The organism is Bordetella genomosp. 13 (assembly GCF_002119665.1).
Lineage (GTDB): Bacteria > Pseudomonadota > Gammaproteobacteria > Burkholderiales > Burkholderiaceae_B > Bordetella.
This window is the reverse complement of sequence record NZ_CP021111.1, coordinates 1307660-1327302: the sequence shown is the minus strand read 5'-3', so window position 1 is coordinate 1327302 and position 19643 is coordinate 1307660. Positions and strand designations below refer to the sequence as shown.

Annotated in this window: 16 protein-coding genes and 1 pseudogene; 6 read left to right on the top strand and 11 right to left on the bottom strand. The window is 69.0% G+C overall.

The window, feature by feature from the left end:
* Nucleotides 1-104: 104 nt before the first annotated feature.
* A complete protein-coding gene (locus CAL15_RS06080; RefSeq protein WP_086077756.1) occupies nucleotides 105-1016 on the bottom strand; it encodes a hypothetical protein in 912 nt (303 codons plus the stop codon).
* A gap of 33 nt (nucleotides 1017-1049) precedes the next feature.
* Here CAL15_RS06080 and CAL15_RS06075 point away from each other — a divergent pair, with 33 nt between their 5' ends.
* Nucleotides 1050-2204, top strand: coding sequence for a pyridoxal phosphate-dependent aminotransferase (locus CAL15_RS06075; protein WP_086080958.1), 1155 nt, complete (start codon nucleotides 1050-1052; stop codon nucleotides 2202-2204).
* Between the two features lie 69 nt (nucleotides 2205-2273).
* Here the strand turns inward: CAL15_RS06075 and CAL15_RS06070 are convergent, their stop codons facing one another.
* Complete coding sequence (locus tag CAL15_RS06070; RefSeq protein ID WP_086077755.1) at nucleotides 2274-3128, bottom strand: lytic transglycosylase domain-containing protein; 855 nt, start codon at nucleotides 3126-3128, stop codon at nucleotides 2274-2276.
* Between the two features lie 86 nt (nucleotides 3129-3214).
* On the opposite strand from CAL15_RS06070, the gene CAL15_RS06065 reads away from it, so the two are divergent.
* A complete protein-coding gene (locus CAL15_RS06065; RefSeq protein ID WP_086077754.1) occupies nucleotides 3215-4759 on the top strand; it encodes a UbiD family decarboxylase in 1545 nt (514 codons plus the stop codon).
* Between the two features lie 35 nt (nucleotides 4760-4794).
* Here CAL15_RS06065 and CAL15_RS06060 read toward each other — a convergent pair whose 3' ends face one another.
* From CAL15_RS06060 to CAL15_RS06045, 4 genes are all read right to left on the bottom strand, one after another.
* Complete coding sequence (locus CAL15_RS06060; RefSeq protein WP_086077753.1) at nucleotides 4795-5232, bottom strand: hypothetical protein; 438 nt, start codon at nucleotides 5230-5232, stop codon at nucleotides 4795-4797.
* Between the two features lies 1 nt (nucleotide 5233).
* Nucleotides 5234-5659 (bottom strand): phage holin family protein, encoded by a 426-nt coding sequence (locus CAL15_RS06055; RefSeq protein ID WP_086080957.1) that lies wholly within the window; start codon nucleotides 5657-5659, stop codon nucleotides 5234-5236.
* Between the two features lie 48 nt (nucleotides 5660-5707).
* Entirely contained in the window at nucleotides 5708-6031 is a 324-nt protein-coding gene (locus CAL15_RS06050; RefSeq protein WP_086077752.1) for a DUF883 family protein, read from the bottom strand.
* An 84-nt stretch (nucleotides 6032-6115) separates the two neighbouring features.
* The gene (locus CAL15_RS06045; protein WP_086077751.1) at nucleotides 6116-6805 is read right to left on the bottom strand and encodes a hypothetical protein; all 690 of its coding nucleotides are present in this window, start codon (nucleotides 6803-6805) and stop codon (nucleotides 6116-6118) included.
* A gap of 403 nt (nucleotides 6806-7208) precedes the next feature.
* Between CAL15_RS06045 and CAL15_RS06040 the strand changes: the two genes are divergently transcribed.
* The 3 genes from CAL15_RS06040 (at nucleotide 7209) to CAL15_RS06030 (ending at nucleotide 10728) form a co-directional block, all read left to right on the top strand.
* On the top strand, nucleotides 7209-8303 hold the full coding sequence (locus tag CAL15_RS06040) for a TRAP transporter substrate-binding protein (RefSeq protein ID WP_086077750.1): 1095 nt from the start codon (nucleotides 7209-7211) through the stop codon (nucleotides 8301-8303).
* 101 nt (nucleotides 8304-8404) lie between these two features.
* On the top strand, nucleotides 8405-9061 hold the full coding sequence (locus CAL15_RS06035) for a TRAP transporter small permease subunit (protein WP_086077749.1): 657 nt from the start codon (nucleotides 8405-8407) through the stop codon (nucleotides 9059-9061).
* Nucleotides 9062-9063: 2 nt separating this feature from the next.
* Nucleotides 9064-10728 (top strand): TRAP transporter large permease, encoded by a 1665-nt coding sequence (locus CAL15_RS06030; RefSeq protein WP_086077748.1) that lies wholly within the window; start codon nucleotides 9064-9066, stop codon nucleotides 10726-10728.
* Here the strand turns inward: CAL15_RS06030 and CAL15_RS06025 are convergent.
* From CAL15_RS06025 to CAL15_RS06005, 5 genes and pseudogenes are all read right to left on the bottom strand, one after another.
* A complete protein-coding gene (locus CAL15_RS06025) occupies nucleotides 10721-13417 on the bottom strand; it encodes a nitrate reductase (protein ID WP_086080956.1) in 2697 nt (898 codons plus the stop codon). The genes CAL15_RS06030 and CAL15_RS06025 overlap by 8 nt on opposite strands.
* A gap of 146 nt (nucleotides 13418-13563) precedes the next feature.
* Nucleotides 13564-14778: pseudogene (locus tag CAL15_RS06020) on the bottom strand (NAD(P)/FAD-dependent oxidoreductase); the annotation flags it as partial.
* Between the two features lie 23 nt (nucleotides 14779-14801).
* The gene (locus tag CAL15_RS06015; RefSeq protein ID WP_086077746.1) at nucleotides 14802-15638 is read right to left on the bottom strand and encodes an ABC transporter ATP-binding protein; all 837 of its coding nucleotides are present in this window, start codon (nucleotides 15636-15638) and stop codon (nucleotides 14802-14804) included.
* Between the two features lie 4 nt (nucleotides 15639-15642).
* A complete protein-coding gene (gene ntrB, locus CAL15_RS06010; RefSeq protein ID WP_232468128.1) occupies nucleotides 15643-16500 on the bottom strand; it encodes a nitrate ABC transporter permease in 858 nt (285 codons plus the stop codon).
* Nucleotide 16501: 1 nt separating this feature from the next.
* Nucleotides 16502-17776 (bottom strand): CmpA/NrtA family ABC transporter substrate-binding protein, encoded by a 1275-nt coding sequence (locus tag CAL15_RS06005; RefSeq protein WP_086077745.1) that lies wholly within the window; start codon nucleotides 17774-17776, stop codon nucleotides 16502-16504.
* Nucleotides 17777-18241: 465 nt separating this feature from the next.
* Between CAL15_RS06005 and cysG the strand changes: the two genes are divergently transcribed.
* Nucleotides 18242-19633 carry a siroheme synthase CysG gene (cysG, locus tag CAL15_RS06000; protein ID WP_086080954.1) on the top strand — a complete coding sequence of 464 codons (1392 nt, stop codon included), beginning with the start codon at nucleotides 18242-18244 and terminating at the stop codon, nucleotides 19631-19633.
* The last annotated feature ends 10 nt before the right edge of the window (nucleotides 19634-19643 follow it).

The window sequence follows — 19643 nt, the reverse complement described above, 5'->3', positions numbered from 1 at the left end:
CGGATATGAGGTTCAGGTTGAAATGGTTCGCGCTATCTTACTCCCGCCATTCCGCCTGACATGCCCTGACATACCCCAGCGCCGCAGCCGGCCCGCGGGAAGGCTCAGGCGGCGCCGTACAGGCCGGCGGGATCGAATGCCTGGGCAACGCGCATGTCCAGGCGACGCGCCGCGGGGCGGCAAGCGCCGTCATCCGGCGGCACATCGGGTGCGTGCGACATGGCCGCGCCGGCCTGCGGCGGCGCCTGCGGCCGGGGGTGATCGGCTTGCGCCGGCGGCGCCAGCGTCGCGCCCTCGACCCACGCCAGCGTGCCGCCATGCCCCAGCAGCAGATGCGCCAGGTTGACCTGGGCCGGTTCGCGCGGACGCAGCGCATCCAGCCTGTAGCGTGCGGGCCAGCGCGCCGCAGCCAGGCAAAGCGCGGCATCGGCGGTGCCCGCCAGCTGGAACAGCGCGGGCACCAGGCGCTGCGCCGTGGCCGTATGCAGCGGCCTCAGGTCGTCCTGCCCGAAGGGCCCCAGGGTCTCCGCACTGCCATCGGCCAGCAACAGGTCGAGATCGCGCACGCCGCTGGCCGCGGTGCCGCCCACCGGCCAGGCGCCCTGTTCGGCCAGCCACACTGCCAGCATCTGGTCGGGCGGCGCATCGGCGAACTGCGGCAGGCCCGACAGCGCCAGATCATGCGCACGGCAGCCCGGACCGGCATGCCATCCGGACTGCGTGCGCACCAGCCGGTCCAGGCCCGCCGGGTCCACGACCAGCACCGGCGGCGCCGCATCGTCCGGGTCCGCCTGAGCCAACGGCGTGCCGTCCAGGGCCAGCACCGCGCCGTAATCGGCGCACAGCGCGCGCGCCTGGCGCACGTCGCTCGCGTCGTGCGCGGCCAGCACCGCCCGGCGCGGCCCGGCATCGCGCAACGCCCCCTGCGCCACCCGCGCCAGGCGCAGGCGCAGCTCGTCCCAGGCCGTGACGGGCGGCCGTCGTCCAAGCAGGAAAGCGCGCCGCGATGGCTGCATGACTACAATCCTTTTTTCGCCGAGATGAACCCCATGTCCCGCCTTGCCCTGCGCACCGAAGAATTCCGCACCTTCCACGTCGTCGAGCTGTTCAAGCAGGCCCAGGCCCTGCAGGCCGCCGGACGCGACATCATCAGCCTGGGCATAGGCGAGCCCGATTTCACGGCCCCGCCGCAGGTGCTGGAAGCGCTGCAGCGCGCCGCGGCGGCAGGCCAGAGCGGCTATTCCGCCCCCGCGGGGCTGATGCCCCTGCGCGAGGCCATCGCCGCATTCTACGCAAGCGAGTTCGGGGCGCAGGTGGATCCGTCGCGCGTCATCGTCACCGCCGGCGCGTCGGGCGCGCTGGCCCTGGCCTGCGCGGCGCTGGTCAACCCCGGGGCCGAAGTGCTCATGCCCGATCCGTCCTACCCGGCCAACGGCAACTTCGTGCTGTCCGCGGGCGGCCGGCCACGGCTGATTCCCAGCAGCGCGGCCAAGCGCTTTCAGTTGTCGGCGCAGGACGTGCGCGAACACTGGGGCCCGGCCACCCAGGGCGTGCTGGTCGCGTCGCCCAGCAATCCCACCGGCACCTCGATCGCGCCGGCCGAACTGGCGCAGTTGCTGGCGGCCGTGCGCGAGCGCGGCGGCTATGCCATCGTGGACGAGATCTACCTGGGGCTGTCCTATGACGAGGCCGCGCGTTCGGCGCTGACACTGGACGACGACGTCATCATCATCAACAGCTTCTCGAAGTACTTCCACATGACCGGCTGGCGCCTGGGCTGGATGATCGTGCCCGCCTCCATCGCGGCCACCGTCGAGAAGATGGCGGGCAGCCTGGCCATCTGCGCGCCGACGCTGGCGCAGCATGCCGCGCTGGCGTGCTTCGCGCCAGCCACCATGAAGATCTATGAGCAGCGCCGCGAGGCCTTCCGCCAGCGCCGCGACTACCTGCTGCCGGAATTCGAGCGGCTGGGCCTGCCGGTGCCGGTGCGGCCGGATGGCGCGTTCTACATCTACGCCGACCTGGCTGGTCTGGGAGTGGACAGCAGGGAATTCTCGCAGCGCCTGCTGCTGGAAGCCGGCGTGGCCGCGGTGCCGGGCGTGGACTTCGGCCCGGCGCACGGCGCCCATACCATGCGCTTTTCGTACGCCACGGGACTGGACCGCCTGCAGGAGGCCGTCGCGCGCATGGCGCGCGTGCTGTAGCACGCGCGTGCGCGGCGGGTCATTCGAACGCGAATGTGGGCCTGCCGGGCAGGCCCGCGCAAAGACGGGTCAGTCGCGCGCCAGCGCGATGCCCGATGCCAGCGCGAGGCGGCGGCGTTCGGCCTGCACCTTGGCGCCGTAGCCGTTGTCGTCCGGGCCGGAGGCGCCGACATAGCACGCCAGGCCGCCCGTGACCGAGCCGCGGCGATCGATGCAGTCGCGCAGGATGGTGGTGCCGACGTGGATGTTCGACACGGGATCCAGCGCGCCGCCGGGCCTGCCGGTCTCGGCCAGCGCCTCGAACTTGTCCTTGTGCACGCGGGTCATCACCTGCATCAGGCCCTGCGCGCCCACCGGGCTTTCGGCGAACGGGTTGTAGCGCGACTCGATCGCGATGACGGCCAGCAGCAGCAGCGGATCGATGCTTTGCTCGCGGCCGACGCGGTACGCGGTATTCACCAGCACGCCCGTGGCATCATAGGCCACCTTGTACTTGCGCGAGATGTAGTTGCGCAGCGCCTCGATCTGCGACCCGGACGTTCCGGGCGGAAGACGTTTTGCTGCGGCCGCGGCCTTCACGGCGACGGCGGGTTTGTCCGCACCCAACGGCCCCAGCAGGCCGGTGGCGTTGCTGGCGGGGGCGGCGGGCACCGCCATGGCGACGGCGGTTGCGGCTTCGAGCCCCGTCTCGGGGGCTGGATCGGACTCCAGAGCGGATTGCGCGGATGTAGGAGCCAGGGCGGTCAGCAAGGCTTTGTGCACCTGCAGCGCCTGGTCTCGCAGACCAGGCAACGCGAATCCCATGCTGACCGTGACAATGACCGCAATGCCGAGATAAACGGAACAGATGCGCAGCCATTCAGCCAGTTGGCGGTGCACTCCTTGGGCCAGCCGGTGTACGGCGGCCACTGACGCATCGGGCATGGCGACCTCCTGCGTAGAGAAGTGAAGGGGTGGATGTTAACCTTTGATCCCGGACACATATGTAACCAAATTGGCAGGCCCCATCCGTGAAGTACCGAGACCTCCGAGATTTTCTTGCCCAGCTTGAAGCTCGCGGCGAACTCAAGCGCATCGCCGCGCCCGTGTCCACGCGCCTCGAAATGACCGAGATTGCCGACCGCGTGCTGCGCGCGGGCGGCCCCGCGCTGTTGTTCGAGAACGCGCGCCACGGCGATGCGCCGGCGCAGATGCCGGTGCTGGCCAACCTGTTCGGTACGCCGCGCCGCGTGGCCTGGGGCATGGGCGCCGAAGACGTGGGCGCGCTGCGCGAGACCGGAGAACTGCTGGCCTCGCTGCGCGAGCCCGAACCGCCCAAGGGCCTGCGCGATGCCTTCGCCAAGGTGTCGATGCTGAAGGCGGCCCTGTGGGACATGGCGCCCAAGCGCGTGCGCGGCCCGGCCTGCCAGGAGATCGTGTGGGAAGGCGACGACGTCGACCTGGCGCGCCTGCCCATCCAGACCTGCTGGCCGGGGGACGTGGCGCCGCTGCTGACGTGGGGCCTGGTGATCACGCGCGGCCCCAACGCGCGCCGCCAGAATCTGGGCATCTACCGGCAACAGCCCATCGCGCGCAACAAGCTGATCATGCGCTGGCTGTCGCATCGCGGCGGCGCGCTGGACTTCCGCGACCACGCACAAGCCCATCCAGGCACGCCGTTTCCGGTGGCGGTGGCGCTGGGCGCCGATCCCGCCACCATCCTGGGCGCCGTCACCCCGGTGCCCGACACCTTGTCCGAATACCAATTCGCCGGCCTGCTGCGCGGCTCGCGCACCGAGGTCGCGCAGGCGCTGGGCAGCGAACTGTCGGTGCCGGCCTGGGCGGAGATCGTGCTGGAAGGCCATCTGCTGCCGTCCGGCGACCCGCGCGCGGTGCAGCCCGCCGTGCCGTCGGGCGTGAATCCTCCGCCGGACACCGGCTACGAGATGGCGCTCGAAGGCCCGTATGGCGACCATACCGGCTACTACAACGAGCAGGACTGGTTCCCGGTGTTCACGGTGGACCGCATCACCATGCGGCGCGCGCCCATCTATCACTCCACTTACACGGGCAAGCCGCCCGACGAGCCGGCGGTGCTGGGCGTGGCGCTGAACGAAGTGTTCGTGCCGCTGCTGCGGCGGCAGTTGCCCGAGATCGTCGATTTCTACCTGCCGCCCGAGGGCTGCAGCTATCGCCTGGCCGTGGTTTCGATCCGCAAGCAGTACGCGGGCCACGCCAAGCGCGTGATGTTCGGCCTGTGGAGCATCCTGCGCCAGTTCATGTACACGAAGTTCATCGTGGTGGTGGACGAGGACATCGATCCGCGGGACTGGCAAGAGGTGGTATGGGCCATGACCACGCGCATGGACCCGGTGCGCGACACCGTGCTGGTCGAGCGCACGCCCATCGACTACCTGGACTTCGCCTCGCCCGTGTCGGGCCTGGGCGGCAAGATGGGCATGGACGCCACCAACAAGTGGCCGGGCGAGACCGACCGCGAATGGGGCACTCCCATACGCATGGACGAGGACGTGAAGCGCCGCGTCGACGCGATGTGGGGCGAACTGGGTCTGTAGAAAGAAGATCGGCGGGCACTCGGCCCGCCGATGTCTTACCGGGTCTTGTAAGTACGGCCTCTTCTGAGCGACTGCGCCTGCATGGCGGGCGCATCCTTGTGCGTCATTCCCCGCCAGGCCTTGTAGAGCTGGTAGCCGGCCAGGCCCATCCCCGCCACTTTCAGAATGCCGCCGCGGCCCTTGGCCGCGCCCAGCACGAATGAGGACAGGGTGGAGGTGACCATGGGAAAGCGCCGCGCCAGCGATACCACCTGCCACAGCGTGGACGAACCGCCGCCCGGCTTGCCGCCACGGCCGCCGGCGCCGCCGCCGCGAAGTCCGGCGGGGAGCAGGCTGCGCAACAGGTTGGACGGCTCGAGCCCGTGACCGGTCTCGATCAGGCGCTGGGCCAGGGTTTCGCGTTCCAGGGTGGCCCGGGCGCGCAGCATCTCGATACGCACCTGGCGTTCGACGGCGGGGGATATGCGTGCCATGTCAGCGCTCCTGAACGTGCCCGGCCGGAGCCTGGCCTTCCTGCTCTTCGTCCTCGTCCACTCGGACGCGCTCGAGCATCGCCACGTCGCGCTCCAGCGCGTCGAGCGTTGCCGAGAACGGCGCCGGGTCTTCCACCAGCAGGCGTCGCACGGCCAGCAGCAGACCCACGCCGATGAGGGCATAGACGGCGGCCAGGCAAGCCAGCGCCAGGTAACGCTGCTCGGTGGGCCAGACGGCCACCGCGATGGCGATGGTGACCACCAGCACGGCGAGCGTGAGGAACAGCAGGGATCCGAAGGCCATGCCCAACAGCTTGAGCAGGCGGGATTTTTCTTCGGCCGCTTCGAGGCCGAACAATTCGAGGCGTGTGCGCAGCAGCCCGACCAGACTGGAGGCAACGCCGAGGACAGATCTGCGCAGGCCCATGATGGGAGCCAGCATGCACGCGGCCGGCCGCGATGGCCGGCCAGCGCGCTATCGGCGGCTGATCAGCAAGCCCAACAGCAGGCCGGTCACGCCCGCGATGGTAATGGCTTGCCAGGGGTTGTCATGCACGTAGTCGTCGGTGGCGCGGGCGGCGCGGCGTCCGCGTTCCATCACGGCGTCCTGCGCGTCGTACAGCGCCTCGCGAGTGCGCTTGAGGGACGTCATGGCGCGGTCGCGCAGCTCGGCGGCCTTGTCGCCGGTGCTGCCGGCGGCTTCGCGCAGCAGGTTCTCGGCATCAGTCAGGCTGCTCTTTACGCTGTCGATCAGTTTTTCTTTCTCTTTGGCGATTTCTTCGGATCTTCTCGAATTCATGGCAGAGCTCCTTGATGACGTTCCGGGGCAAACCCATCATACCAGCGGCATGCCCGAAAGCGGGGACAGCCTTGCTACGGTGTGCTACTTCATCTGCGTGATTTCGACGGCGGATTTCATGCCGCCCTGATCGATGTCCTGTCGCATCACCATGTCGACCTTGGGGCAGAACCAGTCGGTCACCGTCGTGTTCAGGCCGGGGATGGGCAGGGTGACGCCCTTGAACGTCGCCATGGTGGGATCGGTGTCGCGCGTATAAGTGATGGGCCAGCACGAATAGCTGCCCAGCGGCGTGTCCAGCGTCTGGCGCTTGCCCACCCGCTTCTCGCCGATGCGCACCGTCGTGCTGGGCCGGCCGCCCACCGGGGCGTCGCGGCCGATATTCAGGCGGTACGAGGCGCCCGGCAGGCGCTGGCCCTCGCCGGTGACCTGGTCATAGGCAAACAGGCCCAGCATGCGCAGGTCGAACTGGCCTTCGTCGACGGGCTTCTCGCCCGCACGGTCGTACCGCACGAAAGCGGCCTGGCCGTTCTTCACCGTCATCAGGTAGTCGAGCTGCGATTTGCCGGGCGGCAGGCCGGCATAGCCGAACGAGGCCACGCCCGTGACGCGCGCGCGGCACTGGCTGCCGCCTTGCTTGGAGACCTCGGCGAAATTGAGGTCGGCGCCCAGGGCGATGTTGCCCTTGCCGGTCAGCTGGACGCGGCCGCCTTCATGCATGAAGGGCGCATCGCACACACCGGCATACGCCGCGCCGGACGCGGCGGTCACCATGACCGCCGCCAACAACCGTAGGGAAAAAAGCCTGCGCAACGCCACGAGCCACTCCTGCAAAGTCCGAACGCGTCCGCACTGCGGACGGCTGGCTCGATACTACACCGGCCCCATGGCGCCCGACGTTTCAGAGGGCATCAGTATCCGACCTGGCATGGAGAGGCCATGTCTGAATCGCCCCCGACACGGGGCTGAGGGGAATGTCGCCGGCTCGACCTTCCGCCCAATGCACTGATTTCTGCGGAAATGAAGGGTTTACCCGGTACGACGCGACAAGATTTCTCTATATATTTCCTGCCCACCACAAAAGTCGTCGTCCGCTATCCCGGGCAGTCGGCACATACGTCCACCAAACGTAGCAGTCCATACCGTGCTTACCCAAGCCAGCCAGGAGACACTTTCCATGCAGCGCCGTTCGTTCCTCAAACACGCCACCCTGGGCGCCGCCGCCGGCAGCGCCACCCTCGCCGCACCGGCCATCGCCCAAGATTCCCCCACCATCTCGTGGCGCCTGGCGTCGAGCTTCCCGCGCAGCGCCGACGCCATTTATTCGGGCGGCGAAAGCGTGGGCAAGTATGTCTCCGAGGCCACCAATGGCAAGTTCACCATCCGCACCTTTCCGGCCGGCGAAATCGTCCCGGCCCTGCAGGTGCTCGACGGCGTGCAGAACGGCACTATCGAGGCCGGCCACAGCGCTTCGTATTACTACTACGGCAAGGACCCGGTCCTGAGCTTCGACGCCGCCGTGCCGTTCGGCCTGAACACGCGCCAGATGAACGCCTGGATGCGCCATGGCGACGGCCTGTCGCTGATGCGCGAAGTGTTCAAGGCTTACAACATCGTCAATTTCCCGTGCGGCTACAGCGGCACGCAGATGGGCGGCTGGTTCCGCAAAGAGATCAAGACCGTCGAGGACCTGAAGGGCCTGAAGTTCCGCGTCAGCGCCTTCGCCGGCGCCGTCCTGTCGCGCTTGGGCGTGGTGCCGCAGCAGATCGCCGGCGGCGACATCTATCCCGCGCTGGAAAAGGGCACGATCGACGCGGCCGAATGGATCGGCCCCTACGACGACGAGAAGCTGGGCTTCAACAAGGTGGCCCCGCACTACTACTTCCCGGGCTGGTGGGAAGGCACGCTGCAGGTGTCGCTGTACGTCAACCAGGACGCCTACGGCAAGCTGCCCAAGCACTACCAGGCCGTGCTGGCGCAGGCCTGCGCCGCCGCCACCAACGACATGATCGCCAAGTACGACGCCGAGAACCCGGCCGCGCTGCGGCGCCTGATCGCGGGCGGCGCGCAGCTCAAGCCCTTCCCCAAGCCCGTGCTGGACGCGTGCTACGCAGAAGCCGTCAAGCTCTATGACGAACTGAGCGGCAAGAGCCCGATGTTCAAGAAGGTGTACGAGAGCATGCGCGATTTCCGCGACAACGAACTGCCGTGGTTCCGCGTCGCCGAAGGCAGCTACGACAGCTACATGGGCACCATCGGCCGCGGCAAGTAAGCGCCGCGGCTTGGGCGCGCCGCCGCGCGGCGGCGCGCCTCATGCCCTCAGGTTCCTGCATCCCCCCTCATCCCTTCGTCCGTCCCGCGGACCGGATCATCATGAACGCCCTGCTTGCCCTATCCCGGTTGATCGACGCGATCAACACGGCCGTAGGCCGCGCGGTGACGTGGCTGACCTTGATCGTCGTGCTCGTCAGCGCCGGCAATGCCGTCGTCAGAAAAGTCTTCAACACCAGTTCCAACGCGTGGCTGGAACTGCAGTGGTATCTGTTCGGCGCGCTGTTCCTGCTGGCGGCCGGCTACACCCTGCTGCGCAACGAACACGTGCGCGTGGACGTGCTGTCCTCGCGCCTGTCGCGCCGCACGCAGCTCTACATCGAAATCTTCGGCGTCGTCTTCTTCCTGATGCCGGCCTGCCTGCTGATCCTCTGGCTGTCCTGGCCCATGTTCATGGATTCCTATCTCACCAACGAGCAGTCCTCCAATCCGGGTGGGCTGGTGCGCTGGCCCGTGAAGCTGCTGATCCCGGTCGGTTTCGCGCTGCTGGTGCTGGCCGGCCTGTCGCACCTGATCAAGTGCGTGGGCTTCCTGATGGGGCGCTGCGCCGACCCGGGCGCGCGCGATGAAGGCCTGTCGGCCGAAGAGGCGCTGGCGCAGGAGATCGCCGAGGAAGCCCGCCAGCGCGAAGCCCGCGCGGCCGGCCTCCCGGACGTGGATCCGCACGCCGTGGACCAACGCGACGGGAAAGGACGCTGATCATGGAATTTCTCATCGCCAACATGGCCCCCATCATGTTCGCCACCCTGGTGGTGTTCCTGCTGCTGGGCTTTCCGGTGGCCTTCGCGCTGGCCGCCAACGGGATCCTGTTCGGCCTGATCGGCATGGAACTGGGCCTGCTGAATGCCTCGCTGTTCCAGGCGCTGCCCCAGCGCGTCTTCGGCATTCTCGCCAACGACACCCTGCTGGCCATCCCGTTCTTCACCCTGATGGGCCTGATTCTCGAACGGTCCGGCATGGCAGAGGATCTGCTCGAGACCATCGGCCAGCTGTTCGGCACGGTGCGCGGCGGCCTGGCCATCGCGGTCGTGTTCGTGGGCGCGATGCTCGCGGCCACCACCGGCGTGGTGTCGGCCTCGGTCATCTCCATGGGCCTGATCTCGCTGCCCATCATGCTGCGCTACGGCTATGACAGGCGGCTGGCCTCGGGCATCATCGCGGCTTCGGGCACGCTGTCGCAGATCATCCCGCCCTCGCTGGTGCTGATCATCCTGGCCGACCAGCTGGGCCGCTCGATCGGCGACATGTACCGCGGCGCCATCCTGCCGGGCTTCCTGCTGGCCGGCATCTACATCGTCTATGTCGTGGTGGTGTCCTATCTCAAGCCCGGTTCGGCGCCGGCGCTGCCGGAGTCGGCGCGTGCCTTCCGCGAGCCCAACGGCCGGCGGGGCGACCGCTCGCTGGTGGTGCTGATGACCATCTCGGCGCTGTCGGCCTACGTGATCACCGACCTGATCGAATCCGACACGGCGCCCGTCGACGAACAGATCGTGCTGTCGCTGCTCATCTGGGGCCTGACCGCCTTCATCATCGCGGGTACCAACAAGCTGTTGAGGCTGGGGCTGTTGTCCAAGCTGGCCGAGCGCGTCACGTTCGTGATGATCCCGCCGCTGTTCCTGATCTTCCTGGTGCTGGGCACCATCTTCATCGGCGTGGCCACGCCGACCGAAGGCGGCGCCATGGGCGCCGTGGGGGCGATCATCATGGCCGTGAGCCGCGGACGGCTCACGCTGGCCCTGCTGAAGCAGGCCATGGACACCACGACGAAGCTGTCCACGTTCGTGGTGTTCATCCTGGTCGGCTCGACGGTGTTCGGCCTGACTTTCCGCGGCGTGAACGGCGACCTGTGGGTGGAGCACCTGCTGGTGGGCCTGCCCGGCGGCGAATACGGGTTCCTCATCGCCGTCAGCGTGCTGACCTTCGTCCTGGCGTTCTTCCTCGACTTCTTCGAGCTGGCCTTCATCATCGTGCCGCTGCTCGGGCCGGTGGCCGACAAGCTCGGCATCGACCTGATCTGGTTCGGCGTGCTGCTGGCGGTGAACATGCAGACCTCGTTCATGCATCCGCCGTTCGGCTTCGCGCTGTTCTACCTGCGCTCGGTCGCGCCGAAGAGCCGCTATCGCGACAAGGTCACCGGCAAGACCATCGAGCCGGTGACCACGGGGCAGATCTACTGGGGCTCGGTGCCGTTCATCGTGATCCAGCTGGCCATGGTGGCGGCGGTGATGGCCTTCCCCGGCCTGGTGATGCACTACAAGGGCGACGCGCCCGAGATCGACGCCAGCAAGGTCAAGATCGAGATCCAGGGCGACTACGGCGGCGGCGGCATCTACGGAAGCGAGGATCCGGCCGCCGGCTTCAAATAGCCGAGCCGGCGCTTGCAGCGGTCGCCGGGATCCGGCGCCGCAGCATGCCGCGTATCTCGGGCACGCACGAGCCGCAGCCGGTGCCGCAACCCAGCTGCGCCTTGAGCCCGTCAAGGTCCAGGCCGGCTGCGATGCCGGCAGCGATGGCGGCATCGCTGACGCCCATGCAGGCGCAGACGGTGCGGCCGCGGGCCACGGCGGCGCCGCGTCCCATCAACAGGCGCGCCAGCCCTGCCGGGGCCTGCCCGCAGTCGGCCCAGGCCAGCATTGCCGATTGCGCACGCAGGTCGCCCGCCAGCATGAAAGCGTCCGGGCGCCCCGCTGCGTCCAGCCCCGCACGGCGCAGCATGCCGCGTGCGGGATCGTCGAAGGCGGCCGCCGGCCGGGACAGGCGCAACGCCCGCGCCAGCTCCTGCAACAGCACCGCGTCCGGCGCCGCCTCGGCGGCCAGGCGCAGCCGCAGGCTGCCGCCTCCAAGCGCCGAGGGCAGCAGCACCGCGTACGCAAACCTTGCCAGCCAGGGCCTGAGCGCGCGCCGCAACGCGGCGGCGTCGCCGCGCAGCCATCCCATCGCCTGCCATGGCAGCCGCGCTGCCGCCACCGAGACCGCGCTGTGCTTCAGTTCGGGCTGGTGCGATATCGGGTCGCGCGCGGGATTGGTCAGCGCATTGACGCCGTCACCGGCCATGAAGCCGCTGCCCCAGTGCATGGGCAGAAAGGCGCGCCCGGGCTCGAGGCTCTCGTCCGCGCGCGCGGGCAGCACGATGGCGCCGCGCCGCGACCGTACCCGCACCAGCGCGTCCTCGTCCAGGGCCAGCTCCCGCATGTCATGCGGATGCAGCGAAATCCACGGCTCCTCGACGTGCTGCACCAGCGTGGCGGACAAGCCGGTACGGCTCATGGTGTGCCAGTGATCGCGCAGCCGGCCGGTGGTCAGCCGCAGCGGAAACTCGCTCGACACCGCATCGGCCACCGGCTCGTATGTGACGTCGACAAAGCGCGCACGTCCGTCCGGCGTGGGAAAACGGCCGTCGGCGTACAGCCGCGCGGTGTCCATGCCGTCGCGCAACGGCCACTGGCGCGGACCGCTCTCCAGTGCGGCATAGTCCAGCGCGCTGTAGTCCAGGTCGCGGCCGGCGGTGAGACGGGCATGTTCGGCGAACACCTCGGCCTCGCCGGCATAGTCGAACAACGCAGCCTTGTGCGGCGCGATCCGCATGGCCAGCCGGCGCGCCACGCCGCAGGCCAGGCGCCAATCGGGCCGGGCGCTGCCCGGCGGCGCCACGGCGGCGCGCACGCGGCTGATGCGCCTTTCGGAATTGGTCACCGTGCCGTTTTTCTCCGGCCAGGTGGCGGCCGGCAGTACCAGGTCGGCATAGTCCAGCGTCTCGGCGTCGGCGTACGCCTCCTGGACGATGACGAACTCGGCCGCCCGCAGCGCACGGCGCACGCGCGCCTGGTCGGGCAGCGACTGCGCCGGATTGGTGGCCGCGATCCACAGTACCTTGATGCGCCCGTCCAGCACGGCGTCGAACATCTGCAAGGCCGGCAGTCCGGGCTTGTCCGGCAGGCGGTCCACGCCCCAGGCCGCGGCGACTTCCGCGCGGTGCGCCGCATCGGCAGGGTCGCGATGGCCCGGCAGCAGCGTGGCCATGCCGCCCGCCTCGCGCCCGCCCATGGCATTGGGCTGTCCGGTCAGAGAGAACGGGCCGGCCCCCGGCCGGCCGATCTGGCCGGTGGCAAGATGCAGGTGGATCAACGCGGCGTTCTTGGCGGTGCCGCTGGACGACTGATTCAATCCCATGGTGTACAGCGACAGCGCGGCGCCGGCGCGGCCGAACCAGCGCGCAGCCTGCTCGATGTCCGCCGCGGGCACGCCGCATACGGCCTGGGCAGCCCGCGGCGTACAGTCGCGGATGCGCGCCGCAAGGGCCGGAAAGCCCTGCGTGTGGCGCGCGATGTAATCCCGGTCGAGCAGTTCGTCGCGCGCCATCACGTGCAGCATGGCCTGGAACAGCGCCACGTCGGTGCCGGGCGCGATGGGCAGGTGCAGGTCGGCCAACGCGGCCGTGTCGGTGCGACGCGGGTCGATCACCATGATCTTCAGGTCCGGCCGCGCGGCCTTGGCCGCCTCCAGCCGGCGAAACAGCACCGGATGCGCATACGCCATGTTCGAACCGGCGATCAGCACGACGTCGGCGGCCTCCAGATCGTCGTAACAGGCCGGCGGGGCGTCGGCGCCCAGCGTCTTCTTGTAGGCCGACACCGCGCTGGACATGCACAGCCGCGAATTCGTGTCGATGTTGTTGGTGCCGACCAGCCCTCGCGCCAGTTTGTTGAAGACGGCGTAGTCCTCGGTCAGCAATTGGCCCGACAGGTAGAAGCCCACCGAGTCCGGCCCGTGCCGCGCGATGGCATCGGCCAACCGTCCGGCCGCCGCGTCCAGCGCATCGTCTAGCGCCAGCGGAATGCGTGCCGCGTCGCGCCGTGCGCGCCATTCGGCCTGGAGCACGCGCGCGTCGTCGCGCCGCACGGTGTCGGCCAGCGCACGGCCTTTGCTGCACAGCCGGCCCTGGCTGGACGGATGGTCCGGATCGCCCGTCACGGCCAGCACCCGGTCCGCGCTCGCCTGCACGCGCACGCCGCAGCCTGTGCCGCAATAGCAGCAGACCGAGGACACCGTGCGCATGGGCGTGTCGCCGGCCGCAGACGGCGGCTCGGACGAGATCAGCAATGCTTCGATCACGGGATTGCCCTCCTGCCGGTGGCAGCGCCTTCCTTGAAGGAGGCAAGCGCGCCTGAAGGGCCGGCGCCCTCCGGCTGCGCCGGTTCGCAGCCGGCGGCGTCCTCGCCGAGCATCAACGCATCGCGCAGCGCGCCGATCGGCTGCCCTTCGCGGATCAGGCGGAAATACCAGGCGCTGTTGTCTGTGTCGCCGTACAGGCAGGCCCCCACCAGCCGGTCGTCCTTGACCACCAGCTTCTTGTAGATGCCGGCACGAGCGTCGGACAGGACGATGAACTCGGCGCCGTCTCCACCCGCGAAATCGCCCGCCGAATACAGCTCGACGCCGGTGACCTTCAGCCGGGTCGAGGTGACGCTGCCGGGATAGCGGCCGATGCCGTGCAGCGCCAGGTGGTTCGCGGCCACCCTCGCCTGTTCGAACAGCGGCGCCACCAGGCCGTAGCACGCGCCGCGATGGCTGGCGCATTCGCCCACCGCATAGATGCGCGGGTCGTAGGTCTGCAGCGTGTCGCTGACCACCACGCCTCGATCGACGCGCAGGCCGCATTGTTCGGCAAGCCCGGTATCGGGTCGGATGCCGACCGCCATGACCACCAGGTCGGCGGATATCTCCTCGCCGTCGGCCAGGCGCACGCCGCGCACATGGCCATTCCCGTCGTCCAGCAGCGCCTGCGTCTGCCGTCCCATCAGGAAACGCAGGCCGCGCGCCTGCAGGCTGTGCTGCAGCAACTGCGCGGCGTGCACGTCCAACTGCCGGTCCAGTAGCGCCTGCCCGAGATGCACCACCGACACCCGCATGCCGCGGGCCGCCAGCCCGCTGGCAGCCTCGAGCCCCAACAGCCCTCCGCCGATCACCACCGCCTCGCCGCCGCGTTCGGCCGCGGCGATCATCCTGCCGACGTCGGCGGCGTCGCGGAACCCGATCACGCCTTGCAGATCGCGTCCCGGCACGGGCAGCATGTAGGGACGCGAGCCAGTGGCCAGCAGCAGGCGGTCGTACGGCGCCTGCGAGCCATCGGCGCCATGCACCATGCGGCGCGCGCGGTCGATGCGAACCGCCTTGCAGTCCAGGCGCAGGTCGATGCCGTGCCGCCGATACCAATCCAGGTCGTTGAGCACGATGTCCTGGAACGCCTGCTGGCCGGCGAGCACCGGCGACAGCAGTATGCGGTTGTAGTTGGGATGCGGCTCGGCGCCGAATACCGTGATGTCATATAGGTCGGGAGCAAGCCCGAGCAGTTCTTCCAGCGTGCGTATGCCGGCCATGCCGTTGCCCACCACCACCAGTCTTTGCCGTGTGCTCATGGCGTCGTTTCCATTGCGGGACATCAGGCATGCTGCAGCGCTGCCGCGCCGCCCTGCCCGGCCGTTTGCCGCGACGAGGGATGCGCGTAGCGCCGATACAGGAAGTCGACCACCGCCGCGCGGCACGCCTGGTAGCCGGCGTCGCCGGCCAGCGCCACGCGGTCCCGCGGGCGCGGCAGGTCTACGGACAGGATGTCGCCGATGGTGGCCGCCGGGCCGTTGGTCAGCATGACAATGCGATCGGACAGCAGCACAGCCTCGTCCACGTCATGAGTCACCATGACGACCGTACTGCCCGTCTCGGCGACGATGCGCAGCAGCTCGTCCTGCAGGTGCGCGCGCGTCAGCGCGTCCAGCGCCCCGAACGGCTCGTCCATCAGCAGCACGCGCGGCTCGATGGCCAATGCGCGCGCGATGCCCACGCGCTGCTTCATGCCGCCCGAGATCTCGCGCGGAAGCTTGTCGCGCGCCGCCGAGAGTCCCACCAGATCCAGCGCGGCCTGCGCGCGCTCGGTCAGCCGGGCACGGCTCTCGCGCCCGCCGAACACGCTTTCGACCGCCAGGTGGACGTTCTGCAGGCAGGTCAGCCACGGCAGCAGCGAATGGTTCTGGAAGACCATGGCGCGGTCGGGCCCCGGCCCGGTGATCTCGCGCTCGGCGCACAGCAGCACGCCGGAGGTGGGCCGCGCCAGGCCTGCGATCAGGTTCAACAGTGTCGACTTGCCGCAGCCCGAATGGCCGATCAGCGTGACGAACTCGCCGGGGTCCACCGTCAGGTCGATGTCGCGCAGGGCCACGAAGGGTTCGCCGCGGGCGACGAAGACTTGCCCGACGTTCTCGATGCGCAGGGATTTCTGCATGGTCTCACTCCTCGACGTATGCGAATCGGCGCGCCAACCGCAGCAGCGCCAGTTCCAGCAGCAGGCCGACGACGCCGATCACGAAAATGGCGACGACGATGTGTTCCACCTTCAGGTTGTTCCATTCGTCCCACAGCCAGAAGCCGATGCCCGTGCCGCCGGTCAGCATCTCCGCGGCCACGATCACCAGCCAGGCGGTGCCGATGGACAGCCGCACGCCCGTCAGGATGTGAGGCAGCACGGCCGGCAGCAGCACGCGGGTGACCACCTTCCATTCCGACAGGTTGAGCACGCGCGCCACGTTCAGGTAATCCTGCGGCACCCGCGCCACGCCGGCGGCGGTGTTGATGACCATGGGCCAGATCGAACAGATGAAGATGGCCCAGATGGCGGCGGGATCGGCGGCCTTGAACAGCAGCAGGCCCAGGGGCAGCCACGCAAGCGGCGACACGGGACGCAGCAGGCTGACGATGGGAGACGCCATGGCGCCGGCCACGGCATAGCGGCCCATGATGAAGCCGGCCGGGATGCCGACCAGCGCGGCCAGCCCGAATCCCAGGCCCACGCGCCGCAGCGAGGCAAGCACGTTCCATCCCACGCCCTTGTCGTTGGGGCCGTTGTCGTAGAACGGATCGGCGAACAGGCGCGCGGCCGCATCCCAGGTCTTGCCCGGCGTGGGTATTTCGGGCACCAGCAGCGCGATGCATTGCCAGGCGAGCACGAACACCGCGAAACCGGCCAGCGCCCCCAGCACGCGGCGCGCAGCGGGCTCGAAGGCCTCGCGCAGAAAGGGTGTGCGCACGGGAACGGCTGTGCGCGGCATGGCGGACGCGGACAGGGTCTGTTGTACGGAGTGGGACATGTCAGGCCGCCTTTATCTTGAAGCCGTCGGCATAGGCCGCGGGATTGCCGCCGTCCCACACGGTGCCGTCGATCAAAGTGGATTTGCGCATTTCAGTGGCGGGCAGCGTTGCGCCGGCCGCCTGGGCCGCCTGCCTGTACACGTCGATGCGGTTGACCTGCCGCGCCACCGCCAGATAGTCGGGGTGGTCTTTCAGCAGGCCCCAGCGCTTCTGCTGCGTCAGGAACCACATGCCGTCGCTGAGGTACGGGAAGCTGGCCTCGCCGCCGCCGTAGAAGCGCATGGGATGTTCGTCGTCCCACTGCCGGCCGGCGCCGTCGTCGTAGCGGCCCTGCATGCGGTCGATGATGCCCGCGGCATCGGTGTTGACGTAGGCGCGCGCGGCGATCGTCTCGGCGGTCTTGCGGCGGTTCTCGGGCGATGCGTCGATCCACTGGCCCGCCTCGATGATCGCCGCGGTGACGGCGCGCGCCGTGTTGGGATTGCGCTGCACGAACTCGGCCGTGGCGCCCAGTACCTTCTCGGGGTGATCCGGCCATATCTGCTGGGTGGTGCAGGCCGTGAAGCCGATCTTGTCCAGGATGGCGCGCGCGCCCCACGGTTCGCCCACGCAGAAGCCGTCCATGTTGCCTACGCGCATGTTGGCCACCATCTGGGGCGGCGGCACGGTGATGGCTCGCACGTCGCGCAGCGGATCGATGCCGTAGGCGGCCAGCCAGTAATACAGCCACATCGCATGGGTGCCGGTGGGAAACGTATGCGCGAAACCGTAGTCGCGCTTGTCCTTGGCCATCAGCCCGGCCAGGGACTCGCCATCGCGCGCGCCGGCCTGTAGCAACTGGCGCGACAGTGTGATGGACTGCCCGTTCTGATTCAGGCTCATCAGCGCCGCCATGTCCTTCCTCGGGCCGCCGACGCCCATCTGCAGGCCGTACACCAGGCCATACAGGACGTGCGCGAGTTCGAGTTCACCGTTGAGCAGCTTGTCTCGAACGGCCGCCCACGAAGCCTCCTTGGAGGGCACGATCCTGACGCCATACTTCTTGTCGATGCCCAGCACCGAGGCCATCACCACCGAGGCGCAGTCGGTCAGGGGAATGAAGCCGATGCGTACCTCCGGCGTCTCCGGCGCGTCGCTGCCCGCTGCCCATGCGCCGGCGCGCACCAGCGGGTCGACCAAACCGAGCAAGCCGGCGCCCGCGGCGGCGCGGGCGGCGCCGGCCAGCCACCGGCGGCGTTGCGGATCTGCTGCAGACGGCCCAGGGCGGGACGGCATGGAAGGAGTGCGGAATGCAGGCATCGTCAAGGCTCCGGAAGAAACATTGAAAAAAAAAGCGCTCCGCACGTCGTCGGGCCGGGCCCGAGAACGTTGCGGAACGCCTTTGTTCCTACTGCATGGCAGAGCGGAGGGCCGCATGCGGCCGCCCACATCCGATCAAGCAATAGCCATGCCAGGTGTGAGACCGATCAGATTTCCCTTTCTTTTCATGCAGTTGCCTCTTTCCGCCGGCATATCCGGCGCTGCATCGATGCATGGCACGCACATAACCGGTGCGCGAGGCGCATGATGGCCGCACTGTTTTCGTGCCGCAGTGCAGCAACGCCGCTTCTGCCACGTGACGACAGGGCTTAATAACCACGGCCCATATCAATCCAATGAATCAGAAGTTGTAGAGATGTAGCCCCGCTTTCTATGATGGCCGCTTTTGCGGGCCATTCCGGCTCGCCCGGGCCCTTTTCGATGAAGCTCTTTCCGATATTTGCCGACCTGCAGGGACGGCGCGTGCTGGTGGTGGGAGGCGGCAGCGTGGCCGCCCGCAAAGTGCGCGCGCTGCAAGAGGCCGGCGCCGAGGTGCGTGTAGGCGCCCCGGATCTCGAACCCGAGCTGGCGGGGCAGGCGGCCGATGGCCGCATCGTGCACGTGCCCGGCCGTTTCGAAGCGTCCTGGCTGGACGACGCCTGGCTGGTGGTAGCCGCCACCGACGACCGGGAGGTCAACGCGGCGGTGGATGCCGCGGCCCGCGAGCGCCGCATCTTCTGCAACGTGGTCGACGACGCCGAGCTGTCGTCCTTCCAGGTGCCCGCCATCGTGGACCGTTCGCCGCTGGTGCTGGCCATCTCATCCTCGGGCGTGGCGCCGGTGCTGGCGCGCCGCCTGCGCGAGCGCCTGGAATCGCTGCTGGACCATGCGCTGGGCCCGCTGGCCGAACTGGCGGCGCGCCACCGGCCGCGCATCCGCGCCGCCCTGCCCGACCTGGGCCAGCGCCGCCGCTTCTACGACTGGCTGCTGGACGGCCCCGTGGCCGGATGGCTGCGGCAGCAGCAGCCCGCGCAGGCCGAGGCGGAACTGCAGCAGGCGCTGGACCGCGGCTGGCCGCAGCAGCCGGGCAGCGTGGTGCTGGTGGGCGCGGGGCCGGGCGATCCCGGCCTGCTGACGTTGAAGGCGCTGCGCGCCTTGAACGAGGCCGACGTCATCCTGCACGACCGCCTGGCCAGCGCCGACGTCCTGGCGCTGGCGCGCCGCGACGCCGACCGCATTTCGGTGGGCAAGCTGCCCGGCGAGAATCACGACGCCACGCAGGCGCGCATCCATGCGCTGATGGCCGAGCATGCGCGGGTCGGCCGGCGCGTGGTCCGCCTGAAAGGCGGCGACGCCTTCATCTTCGGCCGGGGCGGCGAGGAACTCGAATTCCTGCGCGAGCAAGGCATACGCTATGAGGTCGTTCCGGGCATCACCGCGGCGCTGGCCTGCGCGGCCTACGCAGGCATTCCGCTGACGCATCGCGACCATGCGCAGTCCGTACGGCTGGTGACCGCGCACTGCCGCCAGGACGAGGACACGCTGGATTGGGACGGACTGGCCCGCAGCCACCAGACGCTGGCGTTCTACATGGGCGTGGGGCAGCTTGAGCGGCTGGCCGAGCGCCTGGTCGCGCATGGCCGCGCGCCGGATACGCCATTCGCGCTGGTGGAGAACGGCAGCCGGCCGGAGCAGCGCGTGGTCGCGGGCAAGCTGGCCGACATGGCGGCCCTGGCCCGGACTCACCAGGTGCATGCCCCCGCGCTGCTGATCGTGGGAGAGGTGGCGGGGCTCGCCGACAAGCTGCACTGGTTCGGCAGCACCGCCGGCTAGCCCTTACTGC

What these genes read in the sequence shown, in the direction of transcription:
- CAL15_RS06080 (WP_086077756.1), bottom strand. Translation starts at nt 1,016, where the DNA reads ATGCAGCCATCGCGGCGCGCTTTCCTGCTTGGACGACGGCCGCCCGTC.
- CAL15_RS06075 (WP_086080958.1), top strand. Translation starts at nt 1,050, where the DNA reads ATGTCCCGCCTTGCCCTGCGCACCGAAGAATTCCGCACCTTCCACGTC.
- CAL15_RS06070 (WP_086077755.1), bottom strand. Translation starts at nt 3,128, where the DNA reads ATGCCCGATGCGTCAGTGGCCGCCGTACACCGGCTGGCCCAAGGAGTG.
- CAL15_RS06060 (WP_086077753.1), bottom strand. Translation starts at nt 5,232, where the DNA reads ATGGCACGCATATCCCCCGCCGTCGAACGCCAGGTGCGTATCGAGATG.
- CAL15_RS06055 (WP_086080957.1), bottom strand. Translation starts at nt 5,659, where the DNA reads ATGGGCCTGCGCAGATCTGTCCTCGGCGTTGCCTCCAGTCTGGTCGGG.
- CAL15_RS06050 (WP_086077752.1), bottom strand. Translation starts at nt 6,031, where the DNA reads ATGAATTCGAGAAGATCCGAAGAAATCGCCAAAGAGAAAGAAAAACTG.
- CAL15_RS06045 (WP_086077751.1), bottom strand. Translation starts at nt 6,805, where the DNA reads ATGGTGACCGCCGCGTCCGGCGCGGCGTATGCCGGTGTGTGCGATGCG.
- CAL15_RS06040 (WP_086077750.1), top strand. Translation starts at nt 7,209, where the DNA reads ATGCAGCGCCGTTCGTTCCTCAAACACGCCACCCTGGGCGCCGCCGCC.
- CAL15_RS06035 (WP_086077749.1), top strand. Translation starts at nt 8,405, where the DNA reads ATGAACGCCCTGCTTGCCCTATCCCGGTTGATCGACGCGATCAACACG.
- CAL15_RS06030 (WP_086077748.1), top strand. Translation starts at nt 9,064, where the DNA reads ATGGAATTTCTCATCGCCAACATGGCCCCCATCATGTTCGCCACCCTG.
- CAL15_RS06025 (WP_086080956.1), bottom strand. Translation starts at nt 13,417, where the DNA reads ATGCGCACGGTGTCCTCGGTCTGCTGCTATTGCGGCACAGGCTGCGGC.
- CAL15_RS06015 (WP_086077746.1), bottom strand. Translation starts at nt 15,638, where the DNA reads ATGCAGAAATCCCTGCGCATCGAGAACGTCGGGCAAGTCTTCGTCGCC.
- ntrB (WP_232468128.1), bottom strand. Translation starts at nt 16,500, where the DNA reads ATGTCCCACTCCGTACAACAGACCCTGTCCGCGTCCGCCATGCCGCGC.
- CAL15_RS06005 (WP_086077745.1), bottom strand. Translation starts at nt 17,776, where the DNA reads ATGCCGTCCCGCCCTGGGCCGTCTGCAGCAGATCCGCAACGCCGCCGG.
- cysG (WP_086080954.1), top strand. Translation starts at nt 18,242, where the DNA reads ATGAAGCTCTTTCCGATATTTGCCGACCTGCAGGGACGGCGCGTGCTG.